This window comes from Pyrinomonas methylaliphatogenes, assembly GCF_000820845.2.
GTDB classification, from domain to species: Bacteria; Acidobacteriota; Blastocatellia; order Pyrinomonadales; family Pyrinomonadaceae; genus Pyrinomonas; species Pyrinomonas methylaliphatogenes.
The window spans coordinates 375433-393205 of the sequence record NZ_CBXV010000004.1 but is presented as its reverse complement, the minus strand read 5'-3'; the positions used below and the strand labels follow the sequence as shown (position 1 = coordinate 393205).

18 protein-coding genes are annotated in these 17773 nt (G+C 59.7%); 11 read left to right on the top strand and 7 right to left on the bottom strand.

Annotated elements, in window-relative coordinates; translation table 11 throughout:
• The first annotated feature begins 101 nt into the window (after positions 1-101).
• The 7 genes from PYK22_RS06250 to PYK22_RS06220 all read left to right on the top strand — a co-directional run bounded on the left by PYK22_RS06250 (position 102) and on the right by PYK22_RS06220 (position 6793).
• Entirely contained in the window at positions 102-1148 is a 1047-nt protein-coding gene (locus PYK22_RS06250; protein WP_041975273.1) for a rod shape-determining protein, read from the top strand.
• A gap of 99 nt (positions 1149-1247) precedes the next feature.
• Positions 1248-2138 carry a rod shape-determining protein MreC gene (mreC, locus tag PYK22_RS06245; RefSeq protein WP_060635399.1) on the top strand — a complete coding sequence of 297 codons (891 nt, stop codon included), beginning with the start codon at positions 1248-1250 and terminating at the stop codon, positions 2136-2138.
• Positions 2139-2223: 85 nt separating this feature from the next.
• Entirely contained in the window at positions 2224-2763 is a 540-nt protein-coding gene (mreD, locus tag PYK22_RS06240) for a rod shape-determining protein MreD (RefSeq protein WP_041975272.1), read from the top strand.
• A gap of 46 nt (positions 2764-2809) precedes the next feature.
• The gene (gene mrdA, locus PYK22_RS06235; protein WP_060635398.1) at positions 2810-4687 is read left to right on the top strand and encodes a penicillin-binding protein 2; all 1878 of its coding nucleotides are present in this window, start codon (positions 2810-2812) and stop codon (positions 4685-4687) included.
• Positions 4687-5808, top strand: coding sequence for an FtsW/RodA/SpoVE family cell cycle protein (locus tag PYK22_RS06230; protein ID WP_041975271.1), 1122 nt, complete (start codon positions 4687-4689; stop codon positions 5806-5808). Before mrdA ends, PYK22_RS06230 begins: the two co-directional genes overlap by 1 nt.
• A gap of 106 nt (positions 5809-5914) precedes the next feature.
• Positions 5915-6409 carry a pantetheine-phosphate adenylyltransferase gene (coaD, locus tag PYK22_RS06225; RefSeq protein ID WP_041975270.1) on the top strand — a complete coding sequence of 165 codons (495 nt, stop codon included), beginning with the start codon at positions 5915-5917 and terminating at the stop codon, positions 6407-6409.
• A 69-nt stretch (positions 6410-6478) separates the two neighbouring features.
• Complete coding sequence (locus PYK22_RS06220) at positions 6479-6793, top strand: hypothetical protein (protein ID WP_041975269.1); 315 nt, start codon at positions 6479-6481, stop codon at positions 6791-6793.
• A gap of 259 nt (positions 6794-7052) precedes the next feature.
• Here the strand turns inward: PYK22_RS06220 and PYK22_RS06215 are convergent, their stop codons facing one another.
• From PYK22_RS06215 to PYK22_RS18145, 4 genes are all read right to left on the bottom strand, one after another.
• Complete coding sequence (locus tag PYK22_RS06215; RefSeq protein WP_041975268.1) at positions 7053-7301, bottom strand: hypothetical protein; 249 nt, start codon at positions 7299-7301, stop codon at positions 7053-7055.
• Between the two features lie 251 nt (positions 7302-7552).
• Positions 7553-7762: a hypothetical protein gene (locus tag PYK22_RS06210; RefSeq protein ID WP_041975267.1), complete on the bottom strand. Its 210-nt coding sequence runs from the start codon at positions 7760-7762 to the stop codon at positions 7553-7555.
• On the bottom strand, positions 7759-7887 hold the full coding sequence (locus tag PYK22_RS18150) for a PIN domain-containing protein (protein ID WP_162199805.1): 129 nt from the start codon (positions 7885-7887) through the stop codon (positions 7759-7761). The genes PYK22_RS06210 and PYK22_RS18150 overlap by 4 nt, the downstream gene beginning before the upstream one ends.
• A gap of 453 nt (positions 7888-8340) precedes the next feature.
• Positions 8341-8463 carry a hypothetical protein gene (locus PYK22_RS18145; protein ID WP_268871519.1) on the bottom strand — a complete coding sequence of 41 codons (123 nt, stop codon included), beginning with the start codon at positions 8461-8463 and terminating at the stop codon, positions 8341-8343.
• A gap of 261 nt (positions 8464-8724) precedes the next feature.
• Here PYK22_RS18145 and PYK22_RS06195 point away from each other — a divergent pair, with 261 nt between their 5' ends.
• Positions 8725-9858 (top strand): pyridoxal phosphate-dependent aminotransferase, encoded by a 1134-nt coding sequence (locus tag PYK22_RS06195; protein ID WP_211197627.1) that lies wholly within the window; start codon positions 8725-8727, stop codon positions 9856-9858.
• 114 nt (positions 9859-9972) lie between these two features.
• Here PYK22_RS06195 and PYK22_RS18140 read toward each other — a convergent pair whose 3' ends face one another.
• Positions 9973-11295: an energy transducer TonB gene (locus PYK22_RS18140; protein WP_060635395.1), complete on the bottom strand. Its 1323-nt coding sequence runs from the start codon at positions 11293-11295 to the stop codon at positions 9973-9975.
• A 323-nt stretch (positions 11296-11618) separates the two neighbouring features.
• Between PYK22_RS18140 and PYK22_RS06180 the strand changes: the two genes are divergently transcribed.
• The 3 genes from PYK22_RS06180 to ppc all read left to right on the top strand — a co-directional run bounded on the left by PYK22_RS06180 (position 11619) and on the right by ppc (position 16966).
• Positions 11619-12977: a M16 family metallopeptidase gene (locus tag PYK22_RS06180; protein WP_083437651.1), complete on the top strand. Its 1359-nt coding sequence runs from the start codon at positions 11619-11621 to the stop codon at positions 12975-12977.
• A 66-nt stretch (positions 12978-13043) separates the two neighbouring features.
• Positions 13044-13772, top strand: a complete 729-nt coding sequence (ubiE, locus tag PYK22_RS06175; RefSeq protein WP_268871518.1) for a bifunctional demethylmenaquinone methyltransferase/2-methoxy-6-polyprenyl-1,4-benzoquinol methylase UbiE — start codon at positions 13044-13046, stop codon at positions 13770-13772.
• 248 nt (positions 13773-14020) lie between these two features.
• Positions 14021-16966, top strand: a complete 2946-nt coding sequence (gene ppc / locus PYK22_RS06170) for a phosphoenolpyruvate carboxylase (protein WP_041975619.1) — start codon at positions 14021-14023, stop codon at positions 16964-16966.
• A 26-nt stretch (positions 16967-16992) separates the two neighbouring features.
• Here ppc and PYK22_RS06165 read toward each other — a convergent pair whose 3' ends face one another.
• Both PYK22_RS06165 and PYK22_RS18435 read right to left on the bottom strand, forming a co-directional pair.
• Complete coding sequence (locus tag PYK22_RS06165) at positions 16993-17613, bottom strand: TetR/AcrR family transcriptional regulator (RefSeq protein WP_157770706.1); 621 nt, start codon at positions 17611-17613, stop codon at positions 16993-16995.
• 31 nt (positions 17614-17644) lie between these two features.
• The gene (locus PYK22_RS18435; protein WP_456238928.1) at positions 17645-17764 is read right to left on the bottom strand and encodes a hypothetical protein; all 120 of its coding nucleotides are present in this window, start codon (positions 17762-17764) and stop codon (positions 17645-17647) included.
• Between the last annotated feature and the right edge of the window lie 9 nt (positions 17765-17773).

Here is a 17773-nt window from a genome sequence, read left to right as displayed (position 1 = left end):
TTCGCTACGCCGCAGAAGAAGCGGGCTGGGGCATGAGAGAGGGCGAGAACGGTTCACTTCTCGAATGCATCTAAATCATGTGAAAAATGGTAAAAGAGTAAATGGCATTCAAGTCTATCTTCAGTCTATTCTCCAGCGATCTGGCCATCGATCTTGGCACCGCCAACACGCTCGTCTATGCCAAGGGGCGCGGGATTGTCGTCTCTGAACCCTCGATCGTCGCCATCAACAAGGTGACGGGCGAAGTCGAAGCCGTGGGCAAAGAGGCGAAAGAGATGTTAGGGCGCACGCCGGGCAACATCGTCGCCATCCGTCCGATGAAAGACGGCGTGATCGCCAACTTCGAGGTGACGGAGAAGATGCTTCAGCACTTCATCCGCAAAGCCCACAACGGCAAGACGTGGGTCAGCCCGCGCGTCGTCATCGGCATTCCGAGCGAGATCACGCAGGTTGAGCGGCGCGCGGTGGAAGATTCAGCTTATCGCGCGCGCGCGTCCGAAGTCTATCTGGTCGAAGAGGCGATGGCGGCGGCCATCGGCGCTGGCCTTCCCGTCACCGAACCGCACGGTAACATGATCGTCGACATCGGCGGCGGGACCACGGATATCGCCGTCATCAGCTTGGGTGGCGTCGTTTACTCGCGCGCCGTGCGGGTTGCCGGCAACGAGATGGACGAAGCCATCACGCAGTACATCAAGCGCAAATACAACCTCTTGATCGGGGAGCGGACCGCCGAGACGATCAAGATCGAGCTCGGCTCGGCCTATCCGCTCGACGAGCCGCTCTCAATGGAAGTGCGCGGGCGGAATCTGATCGAAGGCATTCCCAAAACGATCACGATCACCGATGAAGAGGTGCGCGAAGCGCTGGCCGATTCAGTCTCGACGATCATCAACGCCGTACGCGTCGCGCTCGAGCGGACGCCGCCCGAACTGTCGGCGGATATCGTCGAGCGGGGGATCGTCTTGACGGGCGGCGGCGCCCTTTTGAAGAACCTCGACAAACGTCTCTCGATCGAAACGGGCTTGCCCGTCTCGATCGCCGAAGATCCGCTCTCATCGGTCGTGCTCGGTGCGGGCAAGATGCTTTCGGATTTCAATCTGCTGAAGCGCGTCAAGTGGGATAACGCGCTGGCGACTGGCGTTTAATTGAGCGGCAGCATGAAGGGTTTTTGCGGCGCGCCTCTCCCATGCCTCTGACAATGTTAAGAGCGCCCACTTCCCTTCATCCTCCGCGCGCGAACGGCCATGCTCTCGCAAAGGGAGATCAGACAACGCGCCCCGCTTTGGCTCGGCGCTCTGCTCGCCATCAACTTCGCTTTGATGACGATCGATGCGCGCGACCCTGTCACCAAGCAGCGTCTGATTCGCGTCTGGGCGCAGGCAATCATCGCGCCTGTGGAGCGCGTGGCGACCAGTTTATTCGGTTCCGCTTCCGCTGCCGTGCGCTACGTGGTCGATTTACACCGAGCGGCTTACGAGAACGAACAACTGCGGCGAAGTCTGGCGGCGACCGAAGCCGAACTGCGCGAGTTGCGCGCCGCGCGCGACGAGAATGAACGGTTGAAGAGCCTCCTCGAGCTCAAGGAGCAGAGCCAATACAGGGTGGTTCCGGCGCGCGTCATCGCGCGCGATCCTTCTGCGTGGTTCGACACCATCATCATCAATCGAGGGCGGGCCTCGGGCGTTGAGCTTCAGATGCCCGTCGTGACGAGCGACGGGCTCGTCGGGCGCGTCGTCGCGACAAGCCCTTGGACGGCCCAAGTGATGCTGATCACCGATGAACGTAGCGGCGTCGGAGCCATCGTCGGGCAACTCGGGTCATCGAGCGCGATCGGCGTCGTGCGCGGATCTGAAGAGCATAACGGTCTGCTCAAAATGCTTTACGTTTCCGGCTTAGAGACGGTCAATATCGGCGACTATGTGATCAGTACGGGGCAAGATGGGATCTATCCGCCGGGATTGAAGATCGGGACAGTAGTCGAAGTCAAACCCGGAGCGGCGACGACGACCCATGAGATTCTGTTGAAACCGAGCGCGCGGATCGAATCGCTAGAGGAAGTCGCCGTCCTCCTCTACCATCCGGAACGTCCGGAGATGGATCGCTCGCTTCCGAACGTGGAGAAGAAGGGGCGGTGAGCGCCGGGGTTTCCGAAATGAGCATAAAGATACGAGCGGCACTTGCTTCACAAGCAGAAGCAGTGAGAGCGACAAAATTTCCGAAATGAGCATAAAGATACGAGCGGCCATCGCCATCGCGCTTGTCGTCGCCATCCAAGCGGCCCTTCGCGTAGTGTGGCCGCCCTCGGTCTATCTCGACCTTCCGCTCATCGTCGTCGTTCACTACGCCCTCAAGTACGACGCCGTACAAGCGGTGGTGATCGGCGGCGCGATCGGACTCGCGGTCGATGCCCTAAGCGGCGGACTGCTCGGCGCTGGGGGGTTCAGCCGAACCTTGATCGCTTACATCATCGCCGCGCTCAGCACGCGCGTTATGCTCAACACTCCCTTGATGCGCATCCTCGTCCTGGCGGGGGCGACGGCGCTCGATGCGATCGTCTATGCGCTCTTGCACGCTATTTTCAACCAACCGCTGATCTACCCGTTCGCTGAGACGCTAGCTTTCAAATTGATCGCGACGACGATCGGCGGTACGATTCTGATGTTGATCTACGATTACAACTTCGGTGAGAGGGCCCAAAGGCGTCGCCAGTTCGCCGTTCGGCGGCGTCTGGCCCGCCGATTGACCAATCGTCACCTATGAATCGGGACCGCTCGCGCCCTTGAAAGGGGGGCACGGAAGAGGCGTTATGAAGTTCTTCGAAGACGAATCGCAAAACTTGCGCGCGCGCTTCGCCACAATCCAGATCATCGTCTTCGCCCTGCTCGCCGTGCTCGCCGGGAGACTCTACTTTCTTCAGATAGTGCGCGGCAGCTACTATGCTGAGCGCGCTGAAAATCAGCGCATCCGTCTGCTTCCGATTCCGGCCCCGCGCGGCGTCATCATGGACCGATACGGGCGCGTGATCGTCGATTCGCGCCCAATCTACAACATCATCCTTTCGCGCGAAGACGTGAAGGGGAAGGATCTTTCTGCGCTCGTCGAACCGCTTTCTCAAGGGCTGAACCTCGATCCCGAATTTTTGCGCGAAAGGTTCGAACAGATGCGCACCATGCCCGCTTTTGAATCCGTGCGCATCAAGGAGAACGCTACGCCAGCCGACATCGCCTGGGTCGAAGCGCATAAACTGGAGTTTCCCGAATTGCGCGTCGAGCAGCAACCGCAACGCCAGTATCCGCCCGACGGCTTGCTCGCGCACGTCCTCGGTTACGTCGGCGAGATCAGCCCGAAACAACTCGAAGATCCGAAGTACAAGGAGAAGGGTTACAAACCGGGCGACATCATCGGGCAGGAGGGCGTCGAAGCGGTCTACGATGAGTACCTGCGCGGGCGCGATGGTTATCGTCGCGTCGTCGTCGATAGCCGCGGTCATATCCAAGCGGTGCTCGAAGAGGTTCCGCCGCAACCGGGCCAAGACATGGTCTTGACGATCGATCTTGACCTGCAACGCGCGGCGGAAGAGCAATTAAAGAAGATGCCGACCAAACGCGGCGTCATCATCGTCATGGATCCGAACAACGGCGAGATCCTCGCGATGGCCTCTTACCCGACGTTCGATCCGAACCTCTTCTCGCAGCGAATCACGACGCGCGAAGGGCGGGCCGAATACGCCGCGCTGCTGCGCGACCCGCAACATCCGCTCTACAACCGCGCCATTCGTGGGCGCTACCCGCCCGGCTCGACCTGGAAGATCCCGATGGCGATCGCTGGACTGGAGCAAGGCGCGATCACCGTCGAGCATTCGCGCCTGCTTTGCGGCGGCGGGATCCTGATCGGCAACAAGTTCACGCGCTGCATGGGGAATCACGGGATGCCCGATCTGCGGACAGCGATCATGAAGTCGTGCGATGGCTATTTCTATCGGCTCGGTCTGAAGATGGGCATCGACGGCATCATGCGTATGGTCGATGAGCTTGAGCTCAACAAACGCACGGGGGTCGATCTTCCGCACGAGCTGCGCAGTTGGACCCCGTCACCGGAGTTCAAAGCGCGATTCAATCCGCGCGATCCGCAGTGGAAGGATATCGATACGGTCTACGCTTCGTTCGGTCAGGTTTACGAGTTCGTTACGCCTCTAGCGCTGCTGCGAGCGATCGCGGCGATCGGCGTCGGAGGCAAACTCTACACTCCGCATCTGCTCAAAGAGTTCCGACCCGTGCGCGAAATGGGGCCGTTCCCCGCTCGCCCGGGAAAGGTTTACGAGCAACCGGCGCCGAAGATCGTCCCGATCCGGCCCGAACATCACAAGCTCGTCGTGGACGGGATGTGGGCCGTGGTCAACGATGCGGGCACGGCGGCTCGTATCCGCATGCCGGGCTTCGACATCGCCGGTAAAACGGGAACGGCGCAAGTCGTCAGCCTCGGCAAAGACGTCGGCAAGAACAAAGACCACTCCTGGTTCGTCTCGTATGCGCCAGCCTATAAACCGGAAATAGCCGCCCTCGCGCTCATCGAAAACGTCGGGTTCGGCGCCAGTTACGCGGCTCCGGCGGTGCGCGCCATCTACGACGTTTACTACGAGAAGACGCGCGGCGCGCCCGCACCACAACTGGCGATGAATAGATGATGGCTGCCATCTTTGAGAAACGCCGCTATCGCGACTTCGATTGGTTGCTCGCCATCTTGGCGACAGGGATCGTGCTGTTCGGCACCTGGCAGATCTACAACGCGCAACCGACGGCGAACTATTGGCAAAAGCAGTTGATCGGGCTAGCGATCGCGCTCGTGACGATGCTCGTCGTCGCGCTGACGGACTACCGCAAAGTGGTCCAGTACGCCCCCGCCTTCTACATCTTCGGTCTACTGCTATTGGTCATCGTCCTCATCCCGGGGATCGGGCTCAAGATCAACGGCCAACGCTGCTGGATAGGCGTCCCGGGCGTCGGTCAATTCCAACCTTCAGAATTCGTCAAAATCCCGACGATCCTGATGCTCGCCCGTCAATTCGGCAAACCGCGCCAAGGGCCGCTCTCGTGGAAAGAGATAGCGATAGGGATCGCCATCCTCGCTTTGCCGGTCGGGCTCATCCTGCTCGAACCCGATGCCGGCTCGGCGCTCACCTACTTTCCGTTGCTGGCCGTCGTCCTCTTCCTCTCAGCCATCCGCCTGTGGATCGTCATCGCCGCGCTGGTCCTCGGGCTGGCGAGCGTCCCGACCGCTTACACGATCGGCGTGAAGACCGGTTTCATCAAAAGCTATCAGCAAGAACGCATCAAGGTCATCCTCGATCCGGAGAACGCCGACCGTCGCGGTTACGGCTATCACACATGGCAATCGATCCTAACGGTCGGGCGCGGGAGGGTCTTCGGCACATGGGGCGAGACGGAATATTCGCAGAGCCGTCTCAAATTTCTGCCCGAGCCTCATACGGACTTCATCTTCGCCGTGACCGCCGAGACGACCGGCTTCGTCGGCTCCATTTCGCTGCTGATCGCTTACGTGCTGCTTCTTTCACGCCTTTTCTCCAACGCGCGGCGAGCGCCCGATCGCACCGGCATGCTCGTCATCATGGGCCTTATCGGCGGTTTGGCCTTTCAAATCTTCATCAACATCGGGATGGTGCTCGGTTTGCTGCCGGTCATCGGCGTCCCGCTCCCATTGATGAGCGCAGGAGTCTCATCCGTGCTCGCCACCTTCATCGGCATCGGCTTTGCGATCAGCGTGCGCATGCGGAGATTCGTCAATTGAAATGGCCCACTTTCGGCAAGCCATAACCCTCGAACGGTTGTCTCAAACAACGTCGCTATGCTAATTTTCGCTACGGCTTGGCACTATCGAGCGAGATGCATACGCCATGCGACGCGCCATCTATCCAGGTTCATTCGATCCGGTGACTTACGGTCACATCGACATCATCGAACGAAGCTGCAAACTGTTTGACGAGATCATCATCGCCGTCCTCATCAACCCGGAAAAGCGCCCGCTCTTTTCGCTCGAAGAGCGGCAGGAGATGCTCGCCGAAGCGCTCGCCAACATAAACAGTGGCGCGTGTCACCTGCGCGTCGAATCGTTTCAAGGGTTGCTGGTCCGTTTCGCCATCGAACGTCAAGCCGACGCGATCATTCGCGGCATTCGCGCCATCTCCGATTACGAATACGAACTACAGATGGCCCTGATGAACCGGCGCTTGGAACCGCGCATCGAAACGGTCTTCCTGATGGCGGCGGAAGCCTATTCCTATGTCAGTTCGCGACTCGTCAAGGAGATCTATCAACTCGGCGGCGCCGCTCAGGGTCTGGTCCCGCCATCGGTCGAAAGACGCATGCGCGAAAAATTTCGGAAAAGTTGAGACACTCTAGGCCCGCCTCGTGCTATACTCCGCGCATTCGCTTTACCCAAACATCACGGAGGGTCACTTATGCCAAGAGGGGATAAGTCCAAATACACCGACAAACAGAAACGCCAAGCCGAGCATATTGAAGAGAGCTACGAGCGGCGCGGCGTCTCCGAAGACGAGGCCGAACGTCTCGCTTGGGCGACGGTCAACAAGATGACCGGCGGCGGCAAAAAACCCGGCGGATCTGGACGCGGCAAGAAAGTCAACAAGTCGCCGGCGCGCAAGGGCGGCAAGAAAGGCGGTCGCGCTTCAGCCTCGCGCTCAAAAACGGCGAAATCCAAATCGGCAAAAAAGGCCGCCAAAAAGAGGGGCAGGAAGTCGAGCCAGAAGCGCTAACGCGCAAATCGCCCGCGTGGATCGCCCCTGAACCCTTCAAGCTCCCGATCCCTTTGCTTCCCCCTTCCCACAATAATCGTCGTTCGAAGCTGCTTGCTAGAGCAAAGCCTAACTCCCAACGCTCGGAGCCGGAAGCTTCTCACAATAATCGTCGTTCGAAACTGCTTGCCAGAGCGAGAGCTTTCCTAACACGATGATCGGCTGTTTTTTCGTTTCAACTGCGGCAGATGGGAAAAGATATTGGGCGCGAGAGGAAGGCCTAAAGTGGTGATCGGTTGTTTTTTCGTTTCAACGGCTGTGGATCGGCTTCCTTATCCGTCAACTCCTTGGCTTTCCACTCATCGATAGCGGCGAGGGCCGAGATCTGCCGAAGGGCATCTGCGATCCCGGTTGCCAAGGACCGGACGTAAACTTCGTCCTTCTGCGCGCCCAAACCGAACAGCTCCACGTCGAAGCCCAACCGGCCCAATTCGGCGGCGACGGTGGTCCGGTTTATCGCCGAGATCATTTCCGTTAAAGCGGCTCACGCCAACCAATCATCTACCACGACAGCCAGCCTGCCTAGCTTACTCAGAGACGAAAGTTTCTCATCCACCTCCCGTTTGGTCAGAATGGCCCCGGGCGGCGCATCTTCCGGGGCGAGTGGAGCCAGATTCTCGGCAGTTTTGATTCAAAGCCTTATAGAGCAGAGAAATCTGGCACGCTTGATCCTCCCCACATCTATTGGCGAGAGCAGAGTAGACCTCGAGCGCTACCAGTTTACGCCTTCTCTCTCCGCCTTTTGACGTCATCGGCGATCTCGTCCAACGACACATCGGCGAAAAGAGCCGCTCTCTCCTCGGTGTAGTCACCGTAGCCCAAGGTGAACTGCTTCAAAAAGCGCGCTGTATTCGCCACGCCCAATTCTTTGTAGAGCAGGCGAAGGGCCTGTTGATCTATTTCCGCCAGCGTTTTTGCTTCCGTGATCACGATTCCCCTAGGGCGAGATGAAGCGCGTCCAATGGCTTGATGCCATACCGCACGAATTCCGCTGCTCGCTCCTTGTCCCCATCGGTGACTTCGATCATGCTGCGCGCTTTCGCCAGAACCGCCACCGCGTGCTCTCTTCGAACGGCTAAATTACCCTGCTCGACTTCGTACAACAACGCTTCCGAGCAGACTATTTCCGCGCAACCGTGCTCGCAATACGAAATGGGACCCCAAACAGCTTCCGATTCGAGAACTATCCTGACCTGATTCTGCGTATCCAACGGTCTTTGAATGGCGCAAAGGTCGAGGTATATCTTCACGCGACGATTATAGCACCTTCCAAGCGCAGAGTGGTGAAGCTGTTAAAGACCGGAAGGAGAAAGACTTACCGCTTCAGCTAGTTCTTCAAGCGATAGACGACGATGCAGATTCCTACACTTATGTGTGAGATAAGAGTTCGTAAACGCGCATCCATGTGCTTCTCTCCGAAGATACGAGGACGGATCAGCGAGAGAGTGATCGCGCCCATCTGACCAGAAGCGCAGCTTGTTCGCTGGCCTAAAGACCGATCCGCTGTCTCAGACCAGCAGATCGAGACCAGAGACGTTAGTTTGCCCCGCCGTGAGAGAATCGGCGACGACCAAGCGCGGGTAATATAAGGCAAGCGGCGATAGGAGCGTCAAGGTTGTTCCTGTACTCACCGGATTGAACGATGTCGGCATCGAGCAAGAGAGCGCCCTTTTGCTCGATCGTTGTTCCCGTACTCATAGATTGAACGATGCCCATCATTTCGGTTATCCTTCATGGCTTAACGCGAAGGCGCAGCGCGAGTTGATCTTCGGAGCCTACCGCGTAATGCGATTGACTCAAGAGAGAAGGACGATTGAAAGATGACTGCTCGAGTGCAAGAAAGCTTCCACGTGTCAGCTAATGTGGCCAAAATGCAAGCCTCTTCAACGATGATGGCTATGCAAAAGGCCGTCGAAATGCGCGCGGCGGGGATCGATGTGGTCGATCTCGGCCCGGGAGAACCAGACTTCGATACGCCCGAACACATCAAACAAGCGGCGATCGAAGCTCTGCGGGCCGGTGAGACGAAATACACGCCGACGGCGGGGACGCGCCGGTTGCTCACCTCGATCATCGGCTACTACGAACGCAATTTCGGCACGCGCTTTGATCTCTCGGAAGTGATGGCGACGGCTGGCGGGAAGCAAGCGATCTTCAACGCCATCGTCGCGCTCGTCGATCCGGGCGACGAAGTTTTGATCCCCAAACCCTACTGGGTCACTTTCCCGGAGATCGTCGTTTTCGCCGGCGCAAAACCCGTCTTCATCGAAACGGAAGAGACCGGCTTCACGCTGACCGCCGAACAAGTCAAACGCGCCATTACGCCGCGCACTCGCCTTCTCATCATCAATTCGCCGTCCAACCCTTCGGGGCGCGTGATCCCGCCGGACGAGTTCCGACGGATCATGGAAGTCGCCACAGAACACGGCATCTATACGATCTCCGACGAATGCTACCTACAGTTCGTCTATCCGCCAGCGAAAGTGTGGAGCGCGGCGACGCTCCCGCGAGAACTTCGCGATCGCCTATGCATCGCCGGCTCATTCTCGAAGACCTACGCGATGACCGGTTGGCGGATCGGCTACGCGATCGCGCCACGCGAGTGGACCAGCGCGATGCTTAAAGTTCAGCAACACTCGACGAGCAATCCGACTTCGATCGCGCAACGCGCGGCGGCGGAAGCCTTCGATGGTCCGCAAGATTGCGTCGCTGCGATGCTCGCCGAATACAGCCGGCGGCGCGAATGGCTGATCGGTGCGTTGCGCGAGATTCCGGGCTTCCGCGTCCTCGAACCCGAAGGCGCGTTCTACGCCTTTCCCGATGTTCGCGGTTGCCTACGCGGAGAGGTCAAAACATCGGCAGCGTTCGTACAGCGATTGATCGAAGAAGCGCACACAGTCGTCACCGATGGGGCTGGCTTCGGAGCCGAAGGCTACATCAGGATCTCCTATGCAACTTCGCTCGAACGGTTGCAGGAAGGCGTGCGCCGGATACGAAAGCTGGCCGAAAAGCTCGCCGCAGCTTGAATGGAAGTGGCGGCTCGACCTTCTGCCAGAAAGCAATTGGCCCAGGGAGCAAACAACACGATGGCCCAACGCCTCGAGCTTTATCGAAGCGTTGGGCCATCGAAGTTTGAACTCTTAGTAGATGGTGAAGGTGTACTCCAGCCTGACGTATTGCGAAACAGGGCGCCCATCCTTCATCGCGGGGATGAATTTGATCTGCTTTGCCGCCGCGATCGCGCTTTCCGTCAGCCCGTAGGGCAAACGCTGAATCGGCACGATATTGGTGACCTCACCGTTTGCCGCGAGCACGGCGCGTAGGACGACCGTGCCCGTGATGTTGTTCTTGCGCGCCTCTTCCGTGTAGCGCGCCTCAGGCTTGGATAGTATTCGCGCTCTTTGCGTCACGCGGCTCGCCGGGAACGGGCCGACATCATCGCCTGTGCCGCCGCCCCCACCGCCGCCGCCGATGTTGCGATCACCGCCGCCGATATTGCCGCCGCGTCCCGGACCGTAACCGCCGCCGCTACCGGAACCGACGCCAGTCCCTTCACCCGACCCCATGCCTCCGCCGGTTCCTGGACCGGAGGACGAGATCCGCGAATTCGAACGCGGATCGCCGAAATTAGGCATAGGGATATCGCGGTAAAGCGCCGGATCGATATCCATCCCGCCGACGATTTTAGGCGGCTCTTTCAACTTAGGCGGCTCTTTCGGGATGGGCGCGGGGATCGGAGCGGGCGGGGGGAGTTTGCCTTGCTGAGCGGGCATCGTTTCCTGTTGTCCGCCACCGCCACCGCCACCAGCGCGTTCGAACTGAGGCTTTGAACCTTCGCCGCGCCCTTTATTGAAACCGGCTCTCCCCTGCTCTCCGGTCCCGATGCCTTGATCCTTCGGCTTCTGCTCCTCCTCTAGCGGGATCTCCGCATTGATCAATCCCTTGAATTCGAGATCGTCGCGCACCTGCTCGGCGACCAATCGCCCGCGCGCGCGATCGAGGACCAAGACCAACGCTATCAGCGAGAAGACGATGACGAAGGCGGAGGTCACCGCCAGCGCGACGTTCGGGCGCGAGAAGAAACGCCACAATAAGAGCCCATAGCCGGCGATCGAGCGCCGGATGAAGCCGATCGGATCACGCTTGAACTCGGGCCACGTAAGCTGCGATTGATGGGCGACTTCACGCAGCTCACCCACCAAGCGTTGCCACAAACCGATGTCGTCGATAATTGTCAGGTGCAGCTCGGGGACCTCGCGGCTCTCCGCGCTAACGGGCGAAACCGACTGCTCTCCTGCCTGCGTGAACGTCCGAGTTTCGGAGTCGGCAGCGACGTTCACCGTATCTTCCTCGAGCGCCGTAAGCGCGCTCACCGCATGTAGACCGTTGAGCGGAGTGCCGTCGACGGGACAGAAGCTGAACTGATCGGCGAACTCCTCTTGGCAAGTCGGACATCTCTTCATGGCTCCACCTTATAACCGCACGCGGGGAAATGTAAAGGTGCGGCGAATTTCGAACTTTCACTCATCCCGACCCAATCGCAAAACCGAATGCGATTATACCTCAAGACGACGATGAGCGCGTACAAGCCTTTTTCAGCCACGTTCTTGGATGCGCCGATGGCGTGAACGGTTGACGCCGACGAAAAAGCGTCTCTAAACTGTCTGCCGCTCCCCCAGGCCATCAGGTTGGCCTTCCCTTCGGGAGGCGCAAGCGGTCGAAAGCGAGGCTCTCCCGAAAGGATGGGCACCACGAGCAGAGTTTCACGACGGATCGGAATCGGAAGATGAGGCGAATTTCATTTAGCACAGCTCTTCTCTTGCTCACGATCTGCGGCTGGCCGATTCTGTCCGCATACGCTTATCAGAACTCTATCGAACCGCAGCGCGAGCAACTGCTGAACGGGCTGAAGATCCTCCTGCAATACAGACCCGCAGATCCGAACGTCCTTTTGAAACTGCGCATTCACAGCGGCGCGATCTTCGATCTAGCCGGCAAAGAGGGAACGATGGCGCTTCTCGCCGACAGCCTCTTCCCGGATCCCGGGACGCGCCGCTATGTCAGTGAAGAACTCGATGGGCGATTGGATGTCGTGACCGATTACGATCTGATCGAGATCACGCTCGTCGCCCCGAAAGATGATTTCGAAAGGCTCGTCGAGTTATTGCGAAACGCCGTTTTGAATCAACCGCCTGATGAGGCGACCTTTGCGCGGCTGCGCGAAGCGCGTCTCGAACTTTTGCGCGGGACGAGCGTCGCCCCCAATCTGATCGCCGATCGCGCGACCGCCGCGCGCCTGTTCGGCAGCTATCCGCTTGGCCGACCGATCATCGGCACCGCCGAGTCGCTCGCACGCATTACGCGCGCCGATCTCCTTTTCGCCCGCGAACGCTTCCTTAACGCGAACAACGCGACGCTCGTAATGATCGGCGGCGTCGATCGAACTCGTGCGATGCGCGCTTTCCGCCAATTGCTCGGCCCGTGGCGCAAGAGCGAAACTCGCGTGCCGGCCACCTTCCGCCAGCCCGAAGCGCCCAACGTGCGCCCACTGATCCTCGATCTGCCCGGAGCGGAGACAGCTGAGGTGCGCTTCGCCCTGCGCGGCCTGCCGCGTCGCGATCGTGACCGCCCCGCCGCGGAGATCCTCGCGCTCATCGCCCGCACGCGATGGACGAACGAACTTCCGGCGCTCGCGCGCACCGCATCCTTCGTGCGCCACGAAGCGCACATGATCTCTGGACTCTTCACGTTCGGCGCGTCCGTGCGCGCCGCCGATCTCGCCCCGGCCCTCGATGCGGCTCAAAGAGTGATACGCGATCTTACGGCAACCCCACCTTCGAACGAAGAGCTTGAACGCGCGCGGCGCGAGCGCCTTTCGACGATCAACCGCCCGCTCAGCAGCGCGGACGCTTTAGCCGATCTCTGGCTCGACGAAGAGACATATGGCGTGACGACTTCAGATGAAGCGCGCAGTCTGGCCGCGCTCACGCCCGCTGATCTGCAGAAGGTGGCAATACGCTTATTCAAAGACGCGCCGGCGGTCACCGTCGCTCTCGGCGATGGGGCAGCCCTTCGCTCGGCGATGGCGAATCGCGGTGAGGTTGAAATCGTGCGCGTGACGATACCGACGGAGAAATCGAACTGATCGAGTGCGATTATTTAAGTCAATCGCAAGATTCCCGCAACCATTTTCCGCATCGCAAGGATTATCGTGACGAACGTCAACGAAGAGATTGAGGCGCGAACGGAGCACGCACGGCGGGTTCGTGCGATGTTTGAAGCCATTGCCGCCCGCTATGATCTTTTAAATCATCTGCTGTCGGCCAACTTCGACCGAGGATGGCGTCAAGCGGTGGTCGAGCGTGTGCGCGAAGCGGCGGGTCAGGCGAGGTCGCGCGTGCTGGATGTCGCTTGTGGGACGGGCGACCTCGCGCTCGCCATCGCCAGCCAAGTCGAAGCGCGCGTCATCGGTCTGGACTTCTGTCGGCCAATGTTGACGCTCGCCAAGCGCAAAGCGGCGGTCGCCGATCTGCCGCTTCCACTGATCGAAGGCGATGCGCTGCGGTTGCCTTTCGCCGATGCGACGTTCGATATCGTCACCATCGCTTTCGGATTGCGCAATCTGGCGAGCGTTGAAGCGGGATTAGGGGAGTTTCGGCGCGTGCTGCGTCCGGGCGGGATGATCGCGATCCTAGAGTTTTCGCACCCACAGGTGCCCGGATTTCGCGCGCTCTTCAACCTCTACTTCGACCATCTGCTTCCAAGGATCGGCGGGTGGATCAGCGGCGATCGGCAAGCGTACCAGTATCTGCCACGCTCGGTTCGCAACTTCCCCGATCAGCGGAAGCTAGCGAAGATGATGGAGCAGATGGGTTTTCAAAAGGTCTCTTATCGGAATTTGACGGGGGGCATCGCGGCGATTCACGTGGGAGTACGCTGAGAGCCTACTCCCCAGAGTTCGGTTGCGTCGCAGCGCAACCTTCGATCGCAGTTCAGAGGTCCGCGCGAAAGCATGTTTGATCCGATAGTAGTCGGGGCTATCGGGTCGGGGCATCGGATGCTCTGAACTGCGATCTTTTTATTCAGGTTCTCACCGAAGAAGACTCTCTCGAATTCCCCGCTTCCTACTGCTAACAACATTCCGGTAAAATTCGGCTTTCGGTGCGCGATCATCCGGATGGCGAAGCGATGAGCACAGCGACAGCAGCGTCTCAACAGGCGGGGAGACGGGCTAAGGATGCTCCCCTTAGAGCTGACATTCGCAGGCTGGGCGATCTACTCGGCGAAACGCTCAGAAGGCTCGGCGGCGAACGCCTCTTCGAGACCGAAGAGCAGGTGCGCCTACTCTGCAAACGTTTGCGCGCACAATATTCGCTGGCGGATGAACGCCGGTTGAAGAGACTGATCCGCAGCCTCGACCTCGATGAGGCCATCGGCGTAATTCGCGCCTTTTCGGTCTACTTCCAGTTGGTCAATATCGCCGAGCAGTATCACCGCATCCGACGTAAACGCTACTACGAACGGCACACGCCGGATCATCCGCAACGCGGATCGCTCGCCGATACCTTCCGCCGCCTCTCGGCGACCGGCGATGATTGCGCCGAGAGACGGCGCGCGCGGATGCAAGAGGTGATCGACCGCCTGGAGATCATGCCCGTAATGACGGCCCATCCGACCGAAGCTGCGCGCCGGACGCTCCTGATGAAGCATCGGCGCGTCGCCGATCTGCTCGCCGCTTTCGATCGGAAGGATCTGACGCGGCGCGAGCGCGAACAGTTGCGCGAACAACTGGCGACCGAGATCGAAATGATCTGGCAAACGGACGAGGTCAGGCAAACGCAGCCGACGGTGCTCGACGAAGTGGGCAACGGCCTCTACTATTTCGACACGACGCTTTTCGATGCGTTGCCGACTCTGCTTGAAGAGCTCGAACGCCAACTCGCCGAATATTTCCCCGGCGTGCGTTTGCGCGACGGTGCCGCGCCGATCCGCTTCGGCTCATGGATCGGCGGCGATCGAGACGGCAACCCCTACGTCACACCGGAAGTGACGTGGGAGACCTTGCGGCGACAGCAACGTTTAGTGTTGCGCAAATACTTAGCCGCCGTCGCCGAACTGAGCAAACGGCTGAGCGAATCAGCGCGCTTCGCGCCGCCGACAGAAGAGCTGCGCGCTTCGCTGGCGAAGGACGCGCGCGAACTACCGGAAGCCGCTGAAGATATTAACCGACGAAATCCAGAAGAGCCTTACAGGCAGAAGCTTTCGTACATCTACGTGCGCTTGGAGAACACCCTCAGGCGCAATCGCGATCTAGCGACGGCGCTGCGCATCGAATCGCCGCAAACGCTCATCTCGACGCGACCGGGGCTGCCGATCATCGCGGCGCTCACTAAATCCAAATCGAACGCGGCGAGCGTCTATCGCACCGGAGATGAATTGTGGGAAGACCTGCGCGTGCTGCGCGACAGTTTACGAGCCAATCGAGCCGTCCACGCGGCGCGCGAAGTGGATCGTTTGATGCGCCAAGTTGCCGCCTTCGATCTGCATCTGGCGACGCTCGATCTTCGACAGCACAGCGATCGTCACACGGCTGCGTTGGACGAGATCACGCGCTCGCTCGGGATAACTCCGAGTTACGCGCAGATGAGCGAAGAAGAGCGCGTCGCGTGGCTCACCGACGAGCTTTCGACACCGCGCCCGCTCATCAGCCCTGACGCGCATTTCAGCGACGAGACGACCGAAACGCTCAACGTCTTCCGCGTCGCACGGCGGGCTTTGGACGAGATCAGCCCGCGCGCCATTCGCACCTATATCGTCAGCATGACGCGCAACGTGAGCGATCTTCTGGCCGTCCTCGTCTTAGCTAAACAAGCTGGATTGTGGCAATGGGAGAGCGACGGCGCAGAAGCGCCGCGGCTGCTCACCAGGTTGGGCGTCGTCCCGCTCTTTGAAACGATCGATGACCTCAGGCGCGCTCCTACGGTGATGTGCCGTCTATTCGAAAATCAGATCTACCAGCGACAGATCGCCGCGCACGCCCGACTGCAAGAGGTCATGATCGGCTACTCGGATAGCAGCAAGGATGGCGGGATCTTGACCTCGAGTTGGGAGCTTTACAAGGCGCAGGAACGACTCTGCGAGGTGGCGCGCGCGCACGAGATCGAACTGCGACTCTTCCACGGGCGAGGGGGGAGCATCGGGCGCGGCGGCGGGCCAACGCACGAAGCCATCCTCGCACAACCGCCCGGCACGGTCGCCGCGCGCATCAAGATCACCGAACAAGGCGAGGTCATTTCGTCAAAGTACGGACTACCTGAGATCGCCTTGCGCAACCTTGAGACGACCACGGCAGCGACGATCGCGGCCAGCCTTCCCCACGAAGATATAGATGAGCAACGGCTCGCTAAGTGGAAAGAGGTGATGGAGCAGATCTCAGAAGAAGCCTTCGCCGCCTATCGCCGCTTTGTGCGCGAGACCGAAGGGTTCTATGACTACTTCGCCCAAGCGACGCCGATCGAAGAACTCCAGCATTTGCGTATCGGTTCGCGTCCGGCGAAACGTAAGGCAGGCTCGCGCAGCCTAGACGATCTGCGCGCCATCCCATGGGTCTTCGGTTGGACGCAAAGCCGACACCTCGTGCCCGGATGGTTGGCCGTCGGCACTGCGCTCGAGAAGTTCTTGCGCCAAAGCCCGCGCGCCAACCTTCGCCTGCTGCGCGAGATGTACCGCGAATGGCCCTTCTTCCACAGCACGCTGTCGAATATCGAGATGGCACTCGCCAAAGCCGACATGCGGATCGCCCGTCAGTATGCGGCGCGCACGCCCGACAAGAAGCTAGGACGACGCATCTTCCACATGCTCGCCGACGAATACGAGCGCACGCGCCGTATGCTTCTCGCCATCACCGGAGAGAAGCAGTTGCTCGACAATCTTCCCGTACTACAACGCTCGATCGCCGTGCGTAACCCATACGTCGATCCGTTGAGCTATTTCCAGGTCGAGCTTTTGGCGCGCAAGCGCGCTTGCGAAACGGGGGACGAAGCGAAGTGCGGCGACATCGATCGAGATAAACTTCTCTATGCCATCTTGCTGACGATCAACGGGATCGCCGCGGGCATGCGAAATACAGGGTGACGCGCGCGCCGCGGCGGACCGAAGACTCAATCGGCGTGACTCAAGTAGGCCAGCACCGATCGCTTACAGAGCGTTCGGTAACGCTCGTGCATCGCCCGCCAATCGGCCTCTTGCAACCACTCGATGAAGAGGCCGTCGATGATGGCGCGCACCACTTTGGCCGCAGCGTCGACATCCGTAACACGAAACGCCCCTTGAGCCGCCCCGACTCGCACGATTTCCGCATACACGCCCTCTTCGATCGCGCGCATATCCGCGATCAGGCGGGCGAACCTTTCGCTGCGCGCCGCCAATCCGATGAGATCCAAGTAGACGAGATAGAAACGGCGATTCGCCTCCGGACCGATGAAGATCGCATCGATGGCGACGGCGATCTTCTCGCGCGGCGCGATCGTCCGGTCAACGGCTTGACGGATGCGCTCGGCCACGCGCATCAACACCCACTTCATAGTGGCATGCAACAGCTCTTCCTTATCTTTGAAGTGGTAAAGGATCGCCCCCTTGCTGACGCCCGCGGCCTCAGCCACACGCTGCAAAGACAACGCGCGCAGCCCTCGCTCGCCGCATATCCTGTAGGTCGCTCTCAGCAAATTAAGTTGCTTATCGGTGAATTCAGCGCTTCGACGTGCTAACCTTAGATGCGCCACCTTCGATGAATCCGCCACACAATAAAGATCGTCAGCGCGATTCCCTCTCGGAATCGCTTCGCTGACGTATGCGCTCAAACGGGCTGCGACAGCGAAGACACAGATACTGCTCGGTCATCAACTGCGGGCCGAACGCGCCAAGACGCTCCACTTCGCGCGA